General features: G+C 67.3%; 11 protein-coding genes. 2 read left to right on the top strand and 9 right to left on the bottom strand.

Features of this window, described 5'->3' with window-relative positions; all coding sequences use genetic code 11:
* Positions 1 to 28: 28 nt before the first annotated feature.
* Genes L21SP4_RS00495 through L21SP4_RS00465 form a run of 7 tightly spaced genes read right to left on the bottom strand, consistent with a single transcriptional unit; the run spans position 29 to position 12,093 of the window.
* Positions 29 to 3,307: a DUF4175 family protein gene (locus L21SP4_RS00495; protein WP_052880825.1), complete on the bottom strand. Its 3,279-nt coding sequence runs from the start codon at positions 3,305 to 3,307 to the stop codon at positions 29 to 31.
* Entirely contained in the window at positions 3,300 to 4,358 is a 1,059-nt protein-coding gene (locus tag L21SP4_RS00490) for a hypothetical protein (RefSeq protein WP_052880824.1), read from the bottom strand. Before L21SP4_RS00490 ends, L21SP4_RS00495 begins: the two co-directional genes overlap by 8 nt.
* A 16-nt stretch (positions 4,359 to 4,374) precedes the next feature.
* Positions 4,375 to 6,561: a glutamine amidotransferase gene (locus L21SP4_RS00485; RefSeq protein ID WP_052880823.1), complete on the bottom strand. Its 2,187-nt coding sequence runs from the start codon at positions 6,559 to 6,561 to the stop codon at positions 4,375 to 4,377.
* A complete protein-coding gene (locus L21SP4_RS00480) occupies positions 6,558 to 8,609 on the bottom strand; it encodes a BatA domain-containing protein (RefSeq protein ID WP_052880822.1) in 2,052 nt (683 codons plus the stop codon). The genes L21SP4_RS00485 and L21SP4_RS00480 overlap by 4 nt, the downstream gene beginning before the upstream one ends.
* Complete coding sequence (locus tag L21SP4_RS00475) at positions 8,606 to 9,526, bottom strand: DUF58 domain-containing protein (protein ID WP_160300596.1); 921 nt, start codon at positions 9,524 to 9,526, stop codon at positions 8,606 to 8,608. The genes L21SP4_RS00480 and L21SP4_RS00475 overlap by 4 nt, the downstream gene beginning before the upstream one ends.
* A gap of 50 nt (positions 9,527 to 9,576) precedes the next feature.
* Complete coding sequence (locus L21SP4_RS00470; RefSeq protein WP_052880820.1) at positions 9,577 to 10,566, bottom strand: AAA family ATPase; 990 nt, start codon at positions 10,564 to 10,566, stop codon at positions 9,577 to 9,579.
* Between the two features lie 15 nt (positions 10,567 to 10,581).
* Entirely contained in the window at positions 10,582 to 12,093 is a 1,512-nt protein-coding gene (locus L21SP4_RS00465) for a DUF4159 domain-containing protein (RefSeq protein WP_052880819.1), read from the bottom strand.
* Positions 12,094 to 12,549: 456 nt separating this feature from the next.
* Between L21SP4_RS00465 and L21SP4_RS00460 the strand changes: the two genes are divergently transcribed.
* Both L21SP4_RS00460 and L21SP4_RS00455 read left to right on the top strand, forming a co-directional pair.
* Positions 12,550 to 14,097: a PAS domain S-box protein gene (locus L21SP4_RS00460; protein ID WP_052880818.1), complete on the top strand. Its 1,548-nt coding sequence runs from the start codon at positions 12,550 to 12,552 to the stop codon at positions 14,095 to 14,097.
* Entirely contained in the window at positions 14,061 to 15,161 is a 1,101-nt protein-coding gene (locus L21SP4_RS00455) for an ATP-binding protein (protein WP_052880817.1), read from the top strand. The genes L21SP4_RS00460 and L21SP4_RS00455 overlap by 37 nt, the downstream gene beginning before the upstream one ends.
* Before the next feature lie 19 nt (positions 15,162 to 15,180).
* Here L21SP4_RS00455 and L21SP4_RS00450 read toward each other — a convergent pair whose 3' ends face one another.
* Both L21SP4_RS00450 and L21SP4_RS00445 read right to left on the bottom strand, forming a co-directional pair.
* A complete protein-coding gene (locus tag L21SP4_RS00450; protein WP_052880816.1) occupies positions 15,181 to 15,927 on the bottom strand; it encodes a polyprenol monophosphomannose synthase in 747 nt (248 codons plus the stop codon).
* Complete coding sequence (locus L21SP4_RS00445) at positions 15,924 to 16,937, bottom strand: UDP-3-O-acyl-N-acetylglucosamine deacetylase (RefSeq protein WP_144413698.1); 1,014 nt, start codon at positions 16,935 to 16,937, stop codon at positions 15,924 to 15,926. Before L21SP4_RS00445 ends, L21SP4_RS00450 begins: the two co-directional genes overlap by 4 nt.
* Positions 16,938 to 17,014: the final 77 nt, after the last annotated feature.

Here is a 17,014-nt window from a genome sequence, read left to right as displayed (position 1 = left end):
CCCCCCGCTGCCGGGAGCGGGGGCAGTCTCATTCCGCGCCGGGTTCGTCCGCCCGCGTTCCCCCGGCAAGTACGCGGAAATACTCCGCGATCAGCGTCTCGTAACCGCGCGGAAGCGTCTCCCGATAACCGGAGAGGATCTCCTCGCGCATCCATTCGGGAAGATGTGTCTGTTCGCGCTGAAGCCCGGTCTCGGTGTTCAGCGATCGTTCTGCGCCGCGCAGGGAGTCCAGCGCGCGCGTGTGCGCCTGCCTCAGCGCCAGCCCCCGGCCGCGCTGCGCGGCGTCTTCCACCGCGCGCATGGCGCGGATCGACGATTCCAGGTCGCCGGAGGGCAGGTTATACCGCCGCAGCTTGAGCGCGAGCGCCTCCGCCTCCTGCCGGATCCGCGTCTGTTTGGAAATCAGGCGCGGAAGCTTGTCGGGCATGGTGTCCGGCGCCGGCCCCCGCAGACCTTCGGAGCCGTAGCCGGCGACTTTCCCGCCGCCCGTCGCGCCGCCGGGGTCCTCGGTCGACTGGTCGTCCACGCTCCCCTGCTCGAACGGACTCGGCGTCAGGCGCGTGGGCGTTTTGCGTCCGCCCTTGCCGACGGCGGTCTCCTCGACCATCTGGCCGTGACTGCGCCCGGTGCGTCCTTCCCCCGAGCGCCCGCCGATCTCGCTGGAGTTCGGGAGGAGGCTGCCGGTAATCCCCTTCGCGCCCATGCTGGAGATCGGGCCGTCCATGGCCGTCCAGCCCGCGCCCTTGTCGATCGACCCCGCCCACGCGCTGGAGATGTCCTCGATGTCTTCGGTCATCGATTCCTGGGTATCGAACAGCTCGCCGACGATATCCTCGAGTTCGGCGGGCAGTTCGGCGAGCGGGATGTCCGGCATCTCCGGCACGTCCTCCATGACCCATTTCATGTAATCGGGGGTATCCTGGAGCCACTTCTCCAGGTTGTGGACCAGTTCCTCGGCCTGCTCCGCGCCGGCCTGCTCGGTCGGCACGGCCAGCTCGATCTTCTTCTCGTACAGCTCGGCCGCGGCGAGTTTGACCTCGTGATAGATCTCGACCAGTTCCTGCGAGAGTGAGCTGTCGGCGAAGTCCTGCTCGGGAAGCTTGCTGAAATCGGTGAGCTTCTCATGGAAGAATTCCGCCCATTCGGCCTCCTCGCGCGCGAGCGCGCCGAGGATCTCCTCCTCTTCATCCGTCAGGTCTTCCGGGCCGCGGTCGGCTAGAGTGCGGGTCTGATCGATGATCCGTTCCTGGGCGTCGAGAAAATCGTCCAGGTCGTTCTTCAGGTCGCGCGCGGCGTCATCGAGCGCCATCGGCGCGAGAACCCCGTCTTCGGGACCTTCTTCCGACCGGACGAGGTCGCGGTCGGCGAGTTTACCGAGCAGGGCGATCAGTTCGGCGAGGATATACTGCTGGCGGTCTTCGATCCGCGCCGACCAGGTTCCGGCGGCCGCTATCCCCGATCCGGGCGGTTCGTCCAGCGCCTCCAGCACCCAGGCCATCTCGCCGTTGACGAGCGGACCGAGCCTGAGCGCATAGGCTTCGCCCTCTTTTTCCTGTTCGACGAAGAGTTCCAGCGCTTCCGCCCCCGAACTCCGCGCCGCCTGCTGCGGTCCGCGCACGGCCGCGCGATGCTCGTCGAGGTTGTCCTTTTCGACCGCTTCGTCCAGATGCAGCCGCAGGTTGCGGGTCAGCGCCAGTGATTTCTTCTGCGCGGCCAGCGTGTCGCGCAGCTTTTCGAATGCCGGCGCCAGCGGATCGTCCGGGTCGATCCGGTAGTCGTCCGGCGATTGGACCCGTACGACCACGGGTTTGGATACGGTCTCCTCTCCCGCGGGATTCCAGTCCCGCGCACGGGCCTCGAAGATATAGGCGCGGCCGAATTCAAACCGGCCGGGATCGAGGGTAACCGCCATCACCTCGCGCACCTCGCCCTCGCGCCCCGGCGGCCCGATATAGGTCCAGTCCTTCACCGTCGCCGTCGCATCCCCGTTTTCAGCGTCGCGTACCGTGACCGAGACCGAGCGCAGCCCGTAGTCATCCTCCGCCCGCACGGGCAGTTCCAGCTCCGCCCCGGGAGCGAGCAGCCGGTTGCGGTCGGAGGTATCGAACGCGGCCCGCGGCCGGCGGTCGCTCTCCGGTACGAATTCGCCTTCGGCGAGCACGATCGCGCGCTCCGTCCCTTCCTGCCGGGCCTCGATGCGGTAGAGCCCCCCGCCGCGCATGCCGGTTTCGATCGTCCATTCGCCTTCGTCCCGCTGCATGGCGTTGGTTTCGCCGCCGGCCATCCAGGATACCTCCCGCGCGGGGGGATCGCAGCGCAGGCCGACGCGGATTCCGGAGCCGGGCAGGGCGGTGATCGGCGCAGGCGGCCCGGGGATGCGGTACGGGTCGCGGCCGGTGTATCCGGGCGGCGAGATACCGGTCCACGACTCCGTGATCCGCGAGCGGCGGCGGACGCGGACGAGTACGGCGGGCGACCAGGTGCGTCCGGCGAAGACGCGGAATGAAAACGGCCGCGTCACGGAGGAGAAGGTATGGGTGAAGGTGTGGGTTGCGTCGGCAGACGCGGTCAGCATGACCTGTTCGCCGGCGTCCCGTTCCGGGGGCACGCGTTCCGTGCCCTCGCTCCAGACCGCGACGGGCGCGGAGCGCAGGCGACCGCCGGTCAGCCGGGCGGTGATCTCCAGCGGTTCGCCCTCGGGCACGGTCACCGTTCCGGAAGGGCGCACGTCGATCATCGCGGCCCCCGCCGGGGGACGGTCGGCCATGGGCCGCACATAGCGCGTGGCGGCGTTGAGCGCCTGCCGCGGATAGAGGGCCAGGTAGGCCGCCCAGCAGGCGAGCAGCAGCGCCCCCAGCCCGCCGCGGCGCCGGAGGCGGGCGCCGTCCCAGAGCTGCGCCAGGCGCAACGACGGCATCCGCCGCCTGCAGTCCCGGATCGTGCGCTTTGCGAAGGCGCGCTCCTGTTCGTCCATCGCGCGGTTTTCGAACTGAAGCGTATTGATCAGCACATTGTCCGGGATGCCGAAGACCCGCTCGAGGGCGACGGCGGTGTGTTCGCGCCCGTGGGGGCGCAGGCCGCGGAACAGGCGCGCCAGCAGGACCAGCGGTACGATGAATCCGGCCAGGGCGAGCGGAAGCCGCAGCCCGGCCGGAAGCCCGAGCAGGTGGTCCGCCCAGAGAAGCGCCAACCAGACGCCCAGCACGAGCGCCGCCCAGCCCGCGGAGCGGACGAGCACCGCGGCCCAGAAGATGCGCCGGGCGGCGCGGCGCACCAGACGATCGGGATGCGTGCCGGGATCACTCATTCGTGCCGTCCCCTCCTCCGCCGCCGGCCATCACCGCATGAAGCTCCGGCGAGAGGCGGACCTCGGGGCGTACGCCGCGCGTTTCGATTCCGCGGAAGAAGAACCCCCGGCCGGCGAGCATGATCCGGCCGTCTTCGCCGTCCTCCTTCCAGCGCCAGATTCCGACGCGCCAGGGGCGGTTCTTTTCGCGTTTGAGGGTGGTGGCGCCTTCGCGCGAGAGCAGGCAGAGCGCGTAGAGCGAATCTTCGCCGCCGCGGACCACTCCGAGCAGTTCGCGCCGGTCGAAGAAATCCTTCGCTTCCGCCAGCGCCGCGTTCATGCGCTCAAAGAGGGCCGGATCGCGGCGCTCCGGCCAGCCGACGGTCACCGTCCCGTCCCGGCGCACCGCGGCGAACAGCTTTTCTCCCGGCAGGGCGGTAACGCGCCAGGCATCGCCCTCGCGCCTGACCGGCAGGCGGGTCAGCGTGTCGCGCTGCAGCACCACCGGTTCCGCGCCCCGGAGCGGCTCCGGCAGCCGGAACGTGCGTTCCGCCGCTTCGGCAGCAACCTCCCGATCCGTGCGCACCGCGACGGGGTAGACCAGTTCGGCCAGCGTCTGACCCTCCTCGCCGCGCTGTTTGGCCGGCAGCACCACCTTTTCCGCGCCTTCGGGTCCGAGCACGTAAAGCGGGGTCGTGTACAGATGACCCTCGCGGCGCTGGCCTCCGGCGAGCAGCAGGTCGGCCTTGAGGTGACGGACCGGAAACGGCTCGCCCCAGCGCTCCTTCCGGGTCTGCCCCGCGGTGGGCATCATCCATTTGCGCTCCAGGCTCTCCCGTTCGGGTCTCAGTCGAATCCCGGCGATTTCGTCCGCAGGGATGCGGATGAGCTTTTTGCCGCGGTAGTGAAGTTTGACGTCCGCCGACGCGAACCGCACTTCGCCCGTGATCGCCGACCCGTCGGAGAACTCCACCACGCCCGCCTCAAGCGCGGCCGCGGAGAACAGCCCCGCCAGGAGAACGGCCGCGGTGGTCCGCAGCGGCGGAAGGCAAGGACTGGCTCTGTGGTTCATTGCACTCGTCTCCGGATCAGAACAGGTTTCTTCTGCGCCGGATGATCCATTCGATCACCAGCACCAGTAGAAAGGCGCCGACCGCATAGCGGCTCTCCATGAGCGGTTCCTCGATCGTCACGGTCCTGCGCCACATCCCGCGGGCGAATTTCTGCAGGAATTCATCCTGCCGCGACTCGTGTCCGTACGCCCCGCCGCCCTGCTGCGCGAGCCGCCGGAGAAAGGCCTCGTCGAGTTCCAGCCGCGCACCCTCGCCGACCTTCGGGAACACGGGCAGCCGCTTTTCGTACGTCTCCACGGTGCGCCCGTTTTCATTCGCGGTCAAGGTGAAGAGATAATGGCCGCGCCGGCGGAAACGCAGGCCGGCCCGCCACGTATCCTCCACCCCTTCGACCTCCCGGACGGAGACCTGTTCGAGTTCACCGTCGCGCTCAAGTACGGCGCTGAACTCGACGCGGCCGGACGACGATGCGCCGAGCGAGCGGATTTCGAGCTGCGCGCGGTCACCGGGTGCGTAGTGCTCACGGTCCCACCGATACGAAAAACGCGTGCCGCTCTCCTCCGCGCCCGCGAGCCAGCGTGCCGTCTGTCGCCAGAAGGTCCCGTAGGCCTCGCGGAGTGCCTCGTTCCTCCGCGACCACTTCCAGAAGGTGTTGGACTGAAAGGCGAGCACCTTGCCCCGCCCGAAGGCCTGCCACGCGACCAGCGGGATCCGGCCTTCGCCGGTCGACGCGTACAGGAGTGCCTCGGCGCCGGGTTTGAGCGTGCCGGCCGGACTGAGGCTTTCGACCGTCGCCGAAGTTTCCGCAAGCGCGTCGGCGAGCCCCCGCACGGCCGGATGCGAGCGGGTCTGCGGCGGAACGGTGACCGGAAACGCGCCGGTGAGCATTTCCGCATCGCCCGCGGCGATCCGCCAGGGCAGCAGGTCCTCGAGCGGGGTGCCGGGGTAGCCGCGCGCGCCGTACGATTCCGTTCCGGCCAGAAACACGGCCGTGCCGCCCTGTTCGACATAGGCGCGCAAGGCCTCGATCTGAGCCGGACTCCACTCGTCCGCCGGGAAGGCGCCGAGGATCACGGTGTCGTAACGGCGCAGGGCCTCGACGGATTCCGGGAAGCCTTTCTCCAGCGCGCCGGTCTCGTCGACGTCCTCGCCGACGACCGTGAAGCGCTCGCCGATGGTGCGGAACATCCCGGTGAACGCGATCCCGGGATCGCGGCCGAGTTCCCCGCGGACCATCTTGTAGGCCGTTCCGAGCCGGCGCGTGAAGTACAGCACCTGCGAAGACCGCGTGCGCACTTCGAGTGCGCCTTCGCGGGCGTTGTTCAGCGCGGAGATCTCGCCCTCGACCTCCGGCAGCACGGCCCGGTAGCGGTGGACGCCGCCGTCTCCGGCCTCGAGACGGAATCGCTCGCGAACGCTTCGTTCGCCGAGGTCGATGCTGCGTCTCTTCACGGCTTCCCACGACCCGTCGGGCGTCCGGCGCTCGAGACGCAGGGTGACGCGGCCGAGGCGGCGGGCGAAGGACAGCGAGCCGCTGGAGGCGGTCACATCGACGGTCGCTTCGAACCCGGTGCCCTCTTCGACGGTGCCGGGCAGGCGGAAGGCTTCGATGCGCACGTCGTTCCAGCGGCCGGTCACCGAACCGACCCCGAGCACGGAGAGCGGAACCGGCGGCAGCGCGGGATCCTCGATCACGGTATCGCCGCCGTCGGTGATCAGCAGCAGGGCCGCGCAGTCGGAGAGATCGCGTTTGCCGAGTTCGAGCAGGCATGCGCCGAGGTCGGTTCCGGCGTCTTCGTCCGGGCCGGCGGGATCGGGCAGGTCTTCATGGATACCCGTATCGAAGCTCTGCAGTTCCAGTCCGATGTCTGCGGGCAGCATGGCGCGGAGGCGTTCCGCGGTGGAGCGCGCGCGCCCGTAGCGCGACATCTCGCCGTCGGCCACCCGCATCGAACCGGACCGGTCGACCAGCACGAGCACGCGGTCGCTTCCCTCCTCGCGGCGCTCGCGCTGGATCACCGGTTCCAGCAGCGCGAGCACGAGAAAAGCGGCGGCGAGCACCTTGGGCAGGAACAGCGCGAAGGGGGCGCTCCCGCGCGGTCCGGCCTTGATGCGGAGGTAGAGCATCCACGCCGCCAGCGCCACGGCGAGCAGCACCACGCCGCACAGCAGGGGGTCGAGATGGGGGCGCCAGTCGATCATGGTTCCGCCCTCCCCGCGGCCCGCAACGGCGGGCGGTTCGCGAGCGCGCCTTCCGCGAACAGGACGGCGAGCGCGGCAAGGATGATCCACGGGAACGGGTCGAACGCCTCGCGGAACCGGCCGACGGCGTCGACCAGCTCACGGGGGGCGGCCAGCGGCGCGACCCGGTAGCGCCAGCCTTCCATCGCCGGCACGACCGAATCGTCCATATAGTCCTGCGCCCCTTCCGCGCCGTCGCCCTGCACGCCCGCATACCAGGTTTCGGATCCCGCGGCCAGTTTATACACCCCGGCGCGGCAGAGGACCGGACGCTCCGCGGGCGGTCCGCGCCACTGCAGGGGCGGGCCTTCGACGGCGGTCACGCTGAGCGCTTCGTCCTCCGCCGCCGCCGGGGCGGGCGGCGGCTCGCCGGCCACCCACTGGAAGGCGGGCTCTTCGCCGTCGCCGCTTTCGAGCGCGAGGTGCTGGGCGAGGACGACGAACGGGCCTTTAAGCGGCAGCGTAGTCCACCCGGGATCGAAGGCCGCACCCGAGGCATAGATCATGCCGCGCCCGAACCGCCGGTACGCGAGCACGGGCGAACCGGTCTCGATCCGCAGCAGCGTCGTCCAGCCCTCGCCGCCGCGGACCGGCATCACCCGCATGACCCTCGCCTCCCCGAGCGAGACCTCGCCGTCCGCGCCCCGCAGGCCGTCGAAAATCGCCGCGGCCGGTTCGGCCGCATGCAGGCGCATCCCCTCCTCCCAGCTCACGGGAGCGTCGAGGGCGAGATCGAGCCGGCCGGGCCGTTCCGCGACGCCGGGCCCGGTAACGGCCGGCAGCAGCAGGAGCCGCCCGCCCCGTTCCACGGTTTCGCTCAGCGACGCGGAACGGCGGATGAACTCCGCGTACGTGGCGACGTGAAGCGCGGTGCGCTCCGCGCCGTCCGCTCCCTCATCCCCGCCGGACTCGAAGTGCGTTTCGATTCCGGTCAGCTCGCCGCCGGCCGGGGAGAGGGCATGCGGAAGGGCGCCGTAGGCCGTCCGTGTTCCGGCGAAACGGACCTGCTGGCGCGGGAGGGTGCGAAAGGCGAGGCCCGCGTGGTTATCCGCGCTGAAGGCGTCGCCCTCGATCCACATCCGGCGCGCGTGCAGCCCCGGGGCCTCGGCCCTCAGCGCGATGGGGGTGCGGGCCTCCGCCCCCGGCATCAGGGTGAGTTCACGGCTCGCGGCCTCCGTTCCGCCGCCGGCCGTATTGAGCAGGATGTCCGCCGCCGCTCCGCCGTTGTTGGCGAGGACGGCCTCGGCGTAGAATGTGCGTCCCGCGGGAATCCGCATCGGCGGCAGCCGCAGTTCGCGGAAGTGGACATTGGCGTCCCGGTCGCGGACGGGTCTGAGCTGATGGACCCGGACGGTGGTGCCTTCGCGGAGGCCCGGCGGGCTCGCAGGGCGCCCCCATTCGTTGCGCTGGAGATCGGTGAATACGTGCACGGCCGCCGCGGGCGCCTCCGACTCGTCCAGGATCCGGCGCGCAGTGGTCAGCGCCTGCGCCGGACGCCCGGCGCACTCCACCGCCTCGAGATCGTCGAGCGCATCCAGCAGGCTGCCGGTATCGGCCGTGAGTCCGTCCGGCCGTTTCGCGGCGGGATCCGCCACCAGCAGCACGAGGGCGGCCGTATCGCCGGGACGCTGCTCCCGCAGCAACGCGCGGGCCGCCTCTGCGGCGCGTTCGATGAGGGGCATGCCTTCCGCGTCTTCGCGGGTCATCGACGCCGAATTGTCGAGTACGAGCACGGTGGCGAGCCGCCCTCCGCCCCCGGCGCGCTGCCAACGCGGGCGGGCGAGGGCGAGCAGGAGGAGCAGGATCAGGAGCGTGCGCAGAAGCAGAATCAGCCATTCGCGGATCTTTTTGCGCGAACTCAGGCGGGGGTCGATCCGCCGGAAAAACATCAGCGTGGGAAACGGATGGGGCTTTTTGCGCAGGCGGAGCAGGAAGTGGAAGATGACCGGCAGCGCGGCCAGCGGCAGGAGCTGAAGGAAGAGCGGGTTGGCGAAAAAGATGCCGCTCATGGCTGGGTGGCCCTCCTCCGCAGCACGTCGAACACCGAGCGCGAGGTATCCGCGAAGACGTAGTCGGCCACCCCTTCCGTGCAGCCGCGCTGGAGGCGGTCGAGATAGCGTTCGACCTCCCGGGTGTAGGCTTCGCGGATCTCCTCGGTGTCCACCGTCAGCCGTTCGCCGCTCTCCATCTCCCGGAACTCGGCGTTGCCGTGTACGGGAAGCCGGAGTTCGCCGCCGTCGAGGACGTGGAATACCGTGATGTCATGGCCGAAGTGCTGGAGGTGGCGAAGGCCGCGCAAAATCGAATCCGGGTCCTCGAGCAGGTCGGACAGGACGATCACCAGGCCCTTGGGCGGCAGCCGCTCCGCCGCCTCGTGCATGATCGCTTCGATGCCGCTTTCGCCGGCGGGGTCGAGATCCTCGAGGTGAAGCAGCATCGGGCGGAGGCGCTCGAACGCGCCGACCGGTTCGAAGTAGCGGTTCACGCCGGAGTCGAAGGTCATCAGACCCGCGGAATCGCCCTGGTTGATCAGGACGTACATCAATCCGGCGGCGAGGTAGGAGGCGTATTCGAGCTTCGTGTAGTCGCCCCGCGCGCGGTATCCCATGCTGGCCGAGGTGTCGAGCAGGAAGCAGGCGCGCAGGTTGGTCTCTTCGATAAACCTCCGGATGACGTAGCGGTCGGACCGGGCGTAAACCGCCCAGTCGATCAGACGGATCGGATCGCCGCGCACGTACTCGCGGTACTCCGCAAATTCCACGGAAGACCCCAGGTGCGGCGACCGGTGCAGCCCCTGCAGCGTACCCATGACCGGCTTCCGGACCGACAGGCCCATCGTCTTGAGCCGTTCCGCATAGCTGGGGGGCAGGTATGTATAGGCCGCTTCAGGCATCGGGGCAGTGACGGGAAGGGGTTCAGGTTTCAAACTCAGGTTTCAGGTTTCAGGTTTCAGGTTTCAAACTCAGGTCTCCGGTCTCACCCGTACTCCGGTTCCTTGACCGCTTCGATCAGCTTGTCGACGATGTCGTCCACCTCCACGCCCTCGCTGGCGGCGGAGAAATTGCAGAACATACGGTGGCGGAGCACGGGGTGCGCGAAGCGGCGGACGTCGGCGCAGGAGACGCTGCCGCGGTTTTCGAAGAGGGCGTTGACTTTCGCCGCCAGCAGCAGGTTCTGTCCCGCCCGCGGTCCGGAGCCCCAGCGGACCCAGCGGCGGATAAATTCGGGGGCATCTTTTTCCTGCGGGCGTGTCGCCCGCGCGAGCCGCGCCGCGTAGAGGGCCACGTGATCGCTCACCGGGACCTCGCGGACGAGCCGCTGGACCTCGATCACTTCCCCGGCGTCGAGGACCGGCTGCGCTTCCTGCATGACGTCGCGGGTGGTGTCCATCAGGATTTTCTGTTCCTCCGCCTCCGCGGGGTAGTCGACATGGATGCAGAACATGAACCGGTCGAGCTGCGCCTCGGGCAGGGGGTAGGTCCCCTCCTGCTCGATCGGATTCTGCGTGGCCATGACCATGAACGGTTCGGGCAGCGAGTAGGTTTCGCCGGAGGCGGTCACGCGCCGCTCCTGCATCGCCTCGAGCAGCGCGGCCTGCGTCTTGGGCGGCGTGCGGTTAATCTCGTCGGCGAGCAGCAGATTGGTGAAGATGGGGCCGCGCTCGAACCGGAAGGCGCGTCGTCCGGAGGCGTCCTCCTCCAGCAGATCCGTGCCGGTGATGTCGGAGGGCATCAGATCCGGCGTGAACTGGATGCGGCGTCCCTGGAGCCGCAGGCTGTCGGAGAGCGTGCGCACCATGAGCGTCTTCGCCAGTCCCGGCACGCCGATCATCAGGCAGTGCCCGCGGGAAAACAGGGCCACGAGGATTTCATGCAGCACGGCACGCTGGCCGATGATGACGCGACCGACGCTGTCGAGGATTTTCTCGCGGGCTGCCGCCAGTTGTTCGATCGCTTTATCCGACATGGGTTCCGTTCCTTTCTAGTGCGTCATGGCGTACATCGCAATATTGACGCCGAGCTGCATGGCCGACTGCGGTTCGAGTGCTTTCGCGAGAGGGTGGTCGCCGCCCTGCCAGCCCGCCTCGATATCGTAGGGGCTGTAGATGACCCGCAGGTCGCCGTGCAGCCGGACGCCGTAAAGCTTCGGCGCCGCCTCGCGGTCGGGAGTCGCCGCCGGGGTGTAGCGCACCGAGCGCACCGGGAAGACGGCGTGGTAGACCGGATGACCGGCGGGGATCTCGACCAGTTCCGCGCCCGGCAGGACCTTCTGCAGCTCGCGGCGGACGGCGCGGTCGAAGGTCGAGAGTCCGAGCCCGTTGTTGATCAGCAGCGTGCCGGAGGAATTCAGGAATCCGCGCAGGCGCGCCGCCTCCGTATCGCTCCACCGGAAATCGTCCAGACCGGTCAGGTAGAGGAAGGTATAGCCGGAGAGATCGTCTTTTCCGGGGTCGACGGCGACCCGTTTCAGGCTGACGCGCATCGAGGTATCCCGTTCCAGCCGGCGCAGCAGGGCCGCCGCCCCGCCGGGATGGACGTTCCAGGCGCCCTCATGGCGGAGCTGGGCGAAGACGAACTGGTCGGTCGGGTCCTGCTCGTCGAGCGATCCGAACCACTCCGGCTCCGCCTCGCGGCGCGCGGTTTCGGCGTATCCGACGGCGTAGGCGATAAGGTTGATCCCGATCTGACTCGCAGAGGGCACGTCGTAGAACACGGCCTCGTCGATGAACGGGACGTGGTGATTGTCCCAGCCGCAGCCGAGTCCGTATCGGGAGATCAGCACGCCGATGCGCGAGCCAACGTACATGCCCTCAAGGTAGGGTTCGTTCGACTCCCGGTTGCGCGGGTAATGTACGTGCCGGACTTCCGCGAGCATGTGGTAGACCGGGTGGTCGTCCGGAATCTCGCGGACGGCGAGTTCGGGAAACGCCTTGAGCATCGCTTCGCGGAACGACTGATAGAAAAAGGGCGAACCGGCGATGTTATCGGCCACGATCATGCCGCCGCGCAGGACATACGCGCGCAACTTGCGGAGCTGATCCTCGTCGAACCGGATCGAACGCGAACCGCTGAACAGCAGCAGGGGCGTACGGGCGGGGTCGCCGTGAAACGCCGCGATCGGGGCTGTCTCGTAGCCGTAGCGAACCTGCAACGGCCCGCGCGCCTTGTGCAGGATCGACTGCACGTCGGAGGGACACTGGTTCCAGTCGGCGACCTCCATGCTCTTGCCGTCCTCGAACTGGAACGAGGCGGTCTCGCCCCACATGACCTTGGTGACGAGCGTGGGCGGGCTGGGCTGCCGCTTCCGTTCGGTGCGTCGGAGCGGGGTGGCGGGTAGCGGGAGCGGCGGCAGGGATTCGCCGCCGGAAATGCGCCGCGGCGCCGCCTTGGGCGGCTGGCCGAGCGGCTTGAGCCAGGCGTCCTCGTCCTGGGCCGCGCCGCAGACACAAACCGCCGCAAACAGGGGAAACAGAATCCGGCCAAGCGTCTTCATCAATCCACCTCCCGGTGAGAATCAATTTCTACCCTCACCTCGGCCATTATATCGTTATGCCTCGGCCGGGCAACAAAGGATGTGACAGGGAAAGAGGGGGAGGGTGAGCGGGAAAGCTGAGACCTGAAACCTGAGTAAGACGCCATCGTAATCGGGCTCGGCTACAGGTCGGAAAAGCATGATTCGTACGCGTACTCGGAGCGTCGCAGGCGCGATCCCACTCCCCCGATTCTATGATCCCTGTGTCCTACTCAGGTTTCAGGTCTCTGCTGCCCCACTCACTCTTTCTCTTACTCTTACTCTGACTCTGATTCTGACTCTGATTCAGATTCTTACTCTGACTCTGATTCTGCCCCCCAATCGATGCTTGTCGCGGGGGTGCAAAAAAATAGACTTCGATCGGAGCCAGCCGCGGAGGGGTACGGCGGGGGCGGCGCTTTCGGGGGGAGCGGATTCATGAGCCGCAACACGAAAATATTCCGCACGGCTGCTCTGCTGATAATCGCTTACTGGCTTCTGGAAACGGCCGTAGACGCGTATTTCTTTCGGGAGGGCGGTGTCTTGCTGTGGCTGTTTCCGCGCGAACCGCACGAGCTATGGGTACGGGGGTTATTCATCGCGGTGATGATCGTCTTCTCCGTCTATGCCGATCGTGCCGTTCGCGAGCGCAGGCATCACCTCACCCGCATACAGTTTCTCAACGGCGTGCTGCGGGGCATACGCGACATCAACCAGATCATCACGCACAAACTCGACCGGGACACGCTGATCCAGCAGTCGTGCGATATTCTCACGGGAGAGTCGGGTTACGCGGGCGCGTGGATCGTGCTGACGGATGAAGAGGGAGGGCTTCTCACCGCGGCCCAGGCGGGAATCCATCCGGAGGCGTTTCGCGCTTTCTGCGAGGAGATCCGTCAGGGCACCCCGCCGTGTGTCGAGGAGGCCGCGCGTCGGGACGGCCCCGTGGTCAAGGAAGACCCGAGCAGGGAATGTTCCGGTTGTCCCGTACGCGAATATCACCGTGACCGCAGCGGCATCTGCATGCGGCTGCAGCGCGGCGACCGCCTCTACGGCTACATGGGAGCTTCCGTCCGCGGGCATTACGCCGGCGACCGCGAGGTACAGGCGCTGTTCGAGGAGGTCGCCAATGACTTCGCTTTCGCGCTGGAGCGTATGGAAGCGGACGAACAGCTGGAGCGGCAGGCGACCATTCTCGACGAGATCGGCGATCTGGTGACCCTTACCGACCTCGACGGCCGCATCCTGTATGTGAATGAAGCCCAGTCCCGCCTCTTCGGCGTGCCGCGCGAAGATCTCGTCGGCGGAACGGTTGAGGAGTACGGCGAGGACGAGGACCATATAAGCCAGCGGGAAATCGTTCGCAGCACGTGCGAAAACGGCGAATGGCGCGGCGAGGTGGTAAATATCGGGGCAGACGGTCACAAGGTGATTCTAGACTGTCATACCCAGCTGATCCGTGACCGGGAGGGGCGTCCGCAGTACCTGTGCGGCGTCGCGCGGGACATCACCGAACACCGGCGGGCGGAAGAGGAGCAGTCCCGCCTCTACTCCGCGGTCGAGCAGTCTGTCGAAGGCGTGCTCATGACGGATCCCGAGGGGAACATCGAGTACGTGAACCCCGCGTTCGTGTCGATGACCGGATACAGGCGCGAGGAGGTGCTGGGCCGGACGCCCGCTATCCTCAAGAGCGGGCGGCAGGATGAGGCCTTTTACAGAGACCTGTGGAACACGATCCGTTCGGGCGGCACGTGGAAGGGACGAATGATCAACCGGCGCGAGGACGGTACGGAGTTCACGGAGGACGCGACGATTTCCCCGGTGCGGAACATGCGGGGCGAGGTGAAGCATTACGTGAAGGTGGCGCGCGATATCACGGCGGAACTGGAAGTTCAGCACCAGCTCCAGCAGGCCCAGAAGATGGAGGCGTTCGGCCGGCTGGCGGAGGCGTGGCCCACGACTTCAACAATATCCTGCAGTCGATGATGGGCTACGCACAGCTCGCCGCGCAGGACGCGGCGGATCGCCCCGAACTGCACGAGGCGTTGAACGAGAGCTCGCACGGCGGCGAGCGGGCCGCGGCGCTAACGCGTCAGCTTCTCGCCTTCACGCGGCACCAGCGCATGGAGCCGAAAAATGTGAACCCCGACGAGCTGATCCGCTCCTTTTCCCGGATGCTGAACCTGGCGCTGGGCGAGCACATCGAGTACCGGTTTAAAGGCGCCGGCAGGGATGCGACGGTACGGGTCGATCCCTCGCAGATCGAACAGGTCCTGATGAATCTGTGTGTAAATGCCCGCGACGCCATGCCCGCGGGCGGGCGGCTGATGATCGAAACGGAAAACATGACGATCGACGGGCATTACTGCCGGGACCATACGGATGTCCGGCCGGGGCGCTATGTACGTATCAGCGTGACGGACACGGGCTGCGGGATGGATCGCGAGACGCTGGACCGCGTGTTCGAACCGTTTTTCACCACCAAGGAGGTGGGCAAGGGAACCGGGCTGGGCCTTTCCACGGTCTACGGAATCGTCAGCCAGCACGAAGGGGCCATCCATGTCTACAGCGAGCCGGGCCTGGGCACCACGTTCAGGATTTATTTCCCGGTCGTGGACGGCGAAGCCGAAAGGGGTTCGGGAAGGGAGATCGAGACATCGCGCGGCGGGACGGAAACGCTGCTGCTGGCCGAGGACGATGCGGGCGTTCGTGACTGGGCCGGAAACATTCTGCTTTCCGCGGGGTACCGGGTGATCACGGCGCGGGACGGCGAAGAGGCCCTGGCGGTCATTGCGGAGAAAGCATCGCAGATCCGGGCGGCGGTACTGGACGTGGTGATGCCGAGGCACGACGGCGCGGAGGTGGCGGACGCGCTGCGGAGGGCCGCCGCGCCGGATACGCCGATATTGTTCGTAAGCGGATACAGTGCCGACCTGATTACGGATAAAAGGAAGCACGACGCGCATGCCGCATTTCTCTCCAAGCCGTGCTCCTCCGCCGCACTGCTGCGAAAGGTGCGCGAACTGCTGGACGGCGCGGAAGAGGTGTGATCCCCGAGAGCGGCTGGGCTCAGGCGCGGGGCCGGCGCCGGAACCGGCTGTGGATTAGCAGGCGCCAGACCAGCAGGAAGGCCTCGCGGATGATCGCGGTGCTCATTTTCGATTCACCGGACCGGCGTTCGACGAAGGTGATCGGGACCTCCGTGACGCGAAAGCCGTCCATCCAGGCGCGGTAGGTCAGTTCAATCTGGAACCCGTAGCCGTTCGACTCGATACGATCGAGGTCGAAATGCTTCAGCAGCCGGCGGCGGAAACATTTGAAGCCCCCCGTGGGATCCGTGAAGGGCATGCCGGTGACGAGCTTGGTGTAGACGCCGGCGCTGCGGCTCAGGATCAGCCGGTTGAGCGGCCAGTTGATGATCCGGATGCCGCCGACGTAGCGGGAGCCGAGCGCGAGATCGGCGTCCTCCACCCCGCGCCGGAGTTCACCCAGTTCCTCCGGCGAATGCGAGAAATCGGCGTCCATTTCGAATACGAATTCATACGCCCGTTCCAGCGCCCATTTGAAGCCGGCGATGTAGGCGCGCCCTAGGCCGTTTTTGTCCGCGCGGTGGAGCACGTGTACGCGCTCGTCGTCGGCCGACATTTCATCCAGCAGCTCCCCGGTCCCGTCCGGCGAGCTGTCGTCGACGAAGAGAAGGTGCGCATCCGGGTAGTGGCGGAAGACCTCGGCCGCCAGCGGGCGGACGTTCTGGCGCTCGTTGAACGTCGGCACGACAATGACCGAGTCTTCAAGGGAGATGCCGAGGTCGTTCATGCGCCGCCCCCCGGGGTATACGGTGTCAGCAGATCCTGCAGGTAGAGGCGGGTGATCAGGGCCACGTCCAGGCGGTGGCCGGCCTTATAGGAGGTTACGTCGCCGACGAACAGGCCGTCCTCGATAAGCGAGAAAGCGGCCAGCAGGTCGAGGACGCCCCGGTGCCACGCCGCCTCGAGCGACTTGCCCTCGTGGACCAGGCGCGGTTCGTTGACGTAGCGGTTGCGTCCCGCGATCAGGATGTTTTCGCGGGTGTAGCCCAGGTTGCGGATGTTGGCAAAAATTTTACCGATACTCCGGCAGTACAGCATCCTGGCGAAGGTGGTGTTCGTGCGTGCCACGGCCCCGTGACGCACGTGGGGGCCGGTTACGGGAAACCGTATACGCTGATCGCCGATGGCATTGGGGAAGGCGAGGGCGCAATCGGCGTTGAACGCGGGCACCGAGCCCGTGCAGGGGGCGACATGGAGAAACTGGCCGTGACTTCCGACCACCGTTACCGGTTCTTTCACCGTCACGAAATTCCGCGGACGCGACTGTTCGCGGCGGCCTCCGGCGTCGAGGGCCTCGACGATATTCATACTGCCCTGGTTGAACAGCGGGGGGTCCCCGGAATCGATGCGGATCATCAGGTTGTCCACGCCCAGGCCGTAGCGCAGGGCAATGATGTGTTCAACCATGCGCACGTAATTGCTCGGCGGGCCGCTGCGCAGCACGATGTTGCTGACGATGGCGCCCGTCGTCCAGACGTTCCGGACCGAGACCCGCAGCGGCAGTGCGTCGGGGATATCGCTGCGGTTGAGCCACCAGCCCGGACCGTCCGTGGGTTCCAGGCGGACGGTGGTCGTGCCTTTGTGCGAAAACGTGCCCGGGCCGGAGAGGGTGACGGGTTCGTCGAGGGTGCACTGCGGGCCGGGGGCTGCCACCGGTTCATCCGAGCCGAGGTCGAGATCCACGGGTATCCGCACGAAACGTTCCGCGGACTCCCGCAGCAGCGCCCTGTCGCCCATCAATACTTTTCCGAACTCCAAAGAGGTCACGCGATGCCCCCGGCCAGCTTCCGATATGGAGGCCCATCAAACACGAT

The organism is Kiritimatiella glycovorans, assembly GCF_001017655.1.
Classification (GTDB): domain Bacteria; phylum Verrucomicrobiota; class Kiritimatiellia; order Kiritimatiellales; family Kiritimatiellaceae; genus Kiritimatiella; species Kiritimatiella glycovorans.
Note: the sequence above shows the minus strand (reverse complement) of the source record. Positions and strands in the feature narration are given on the sequence as shown.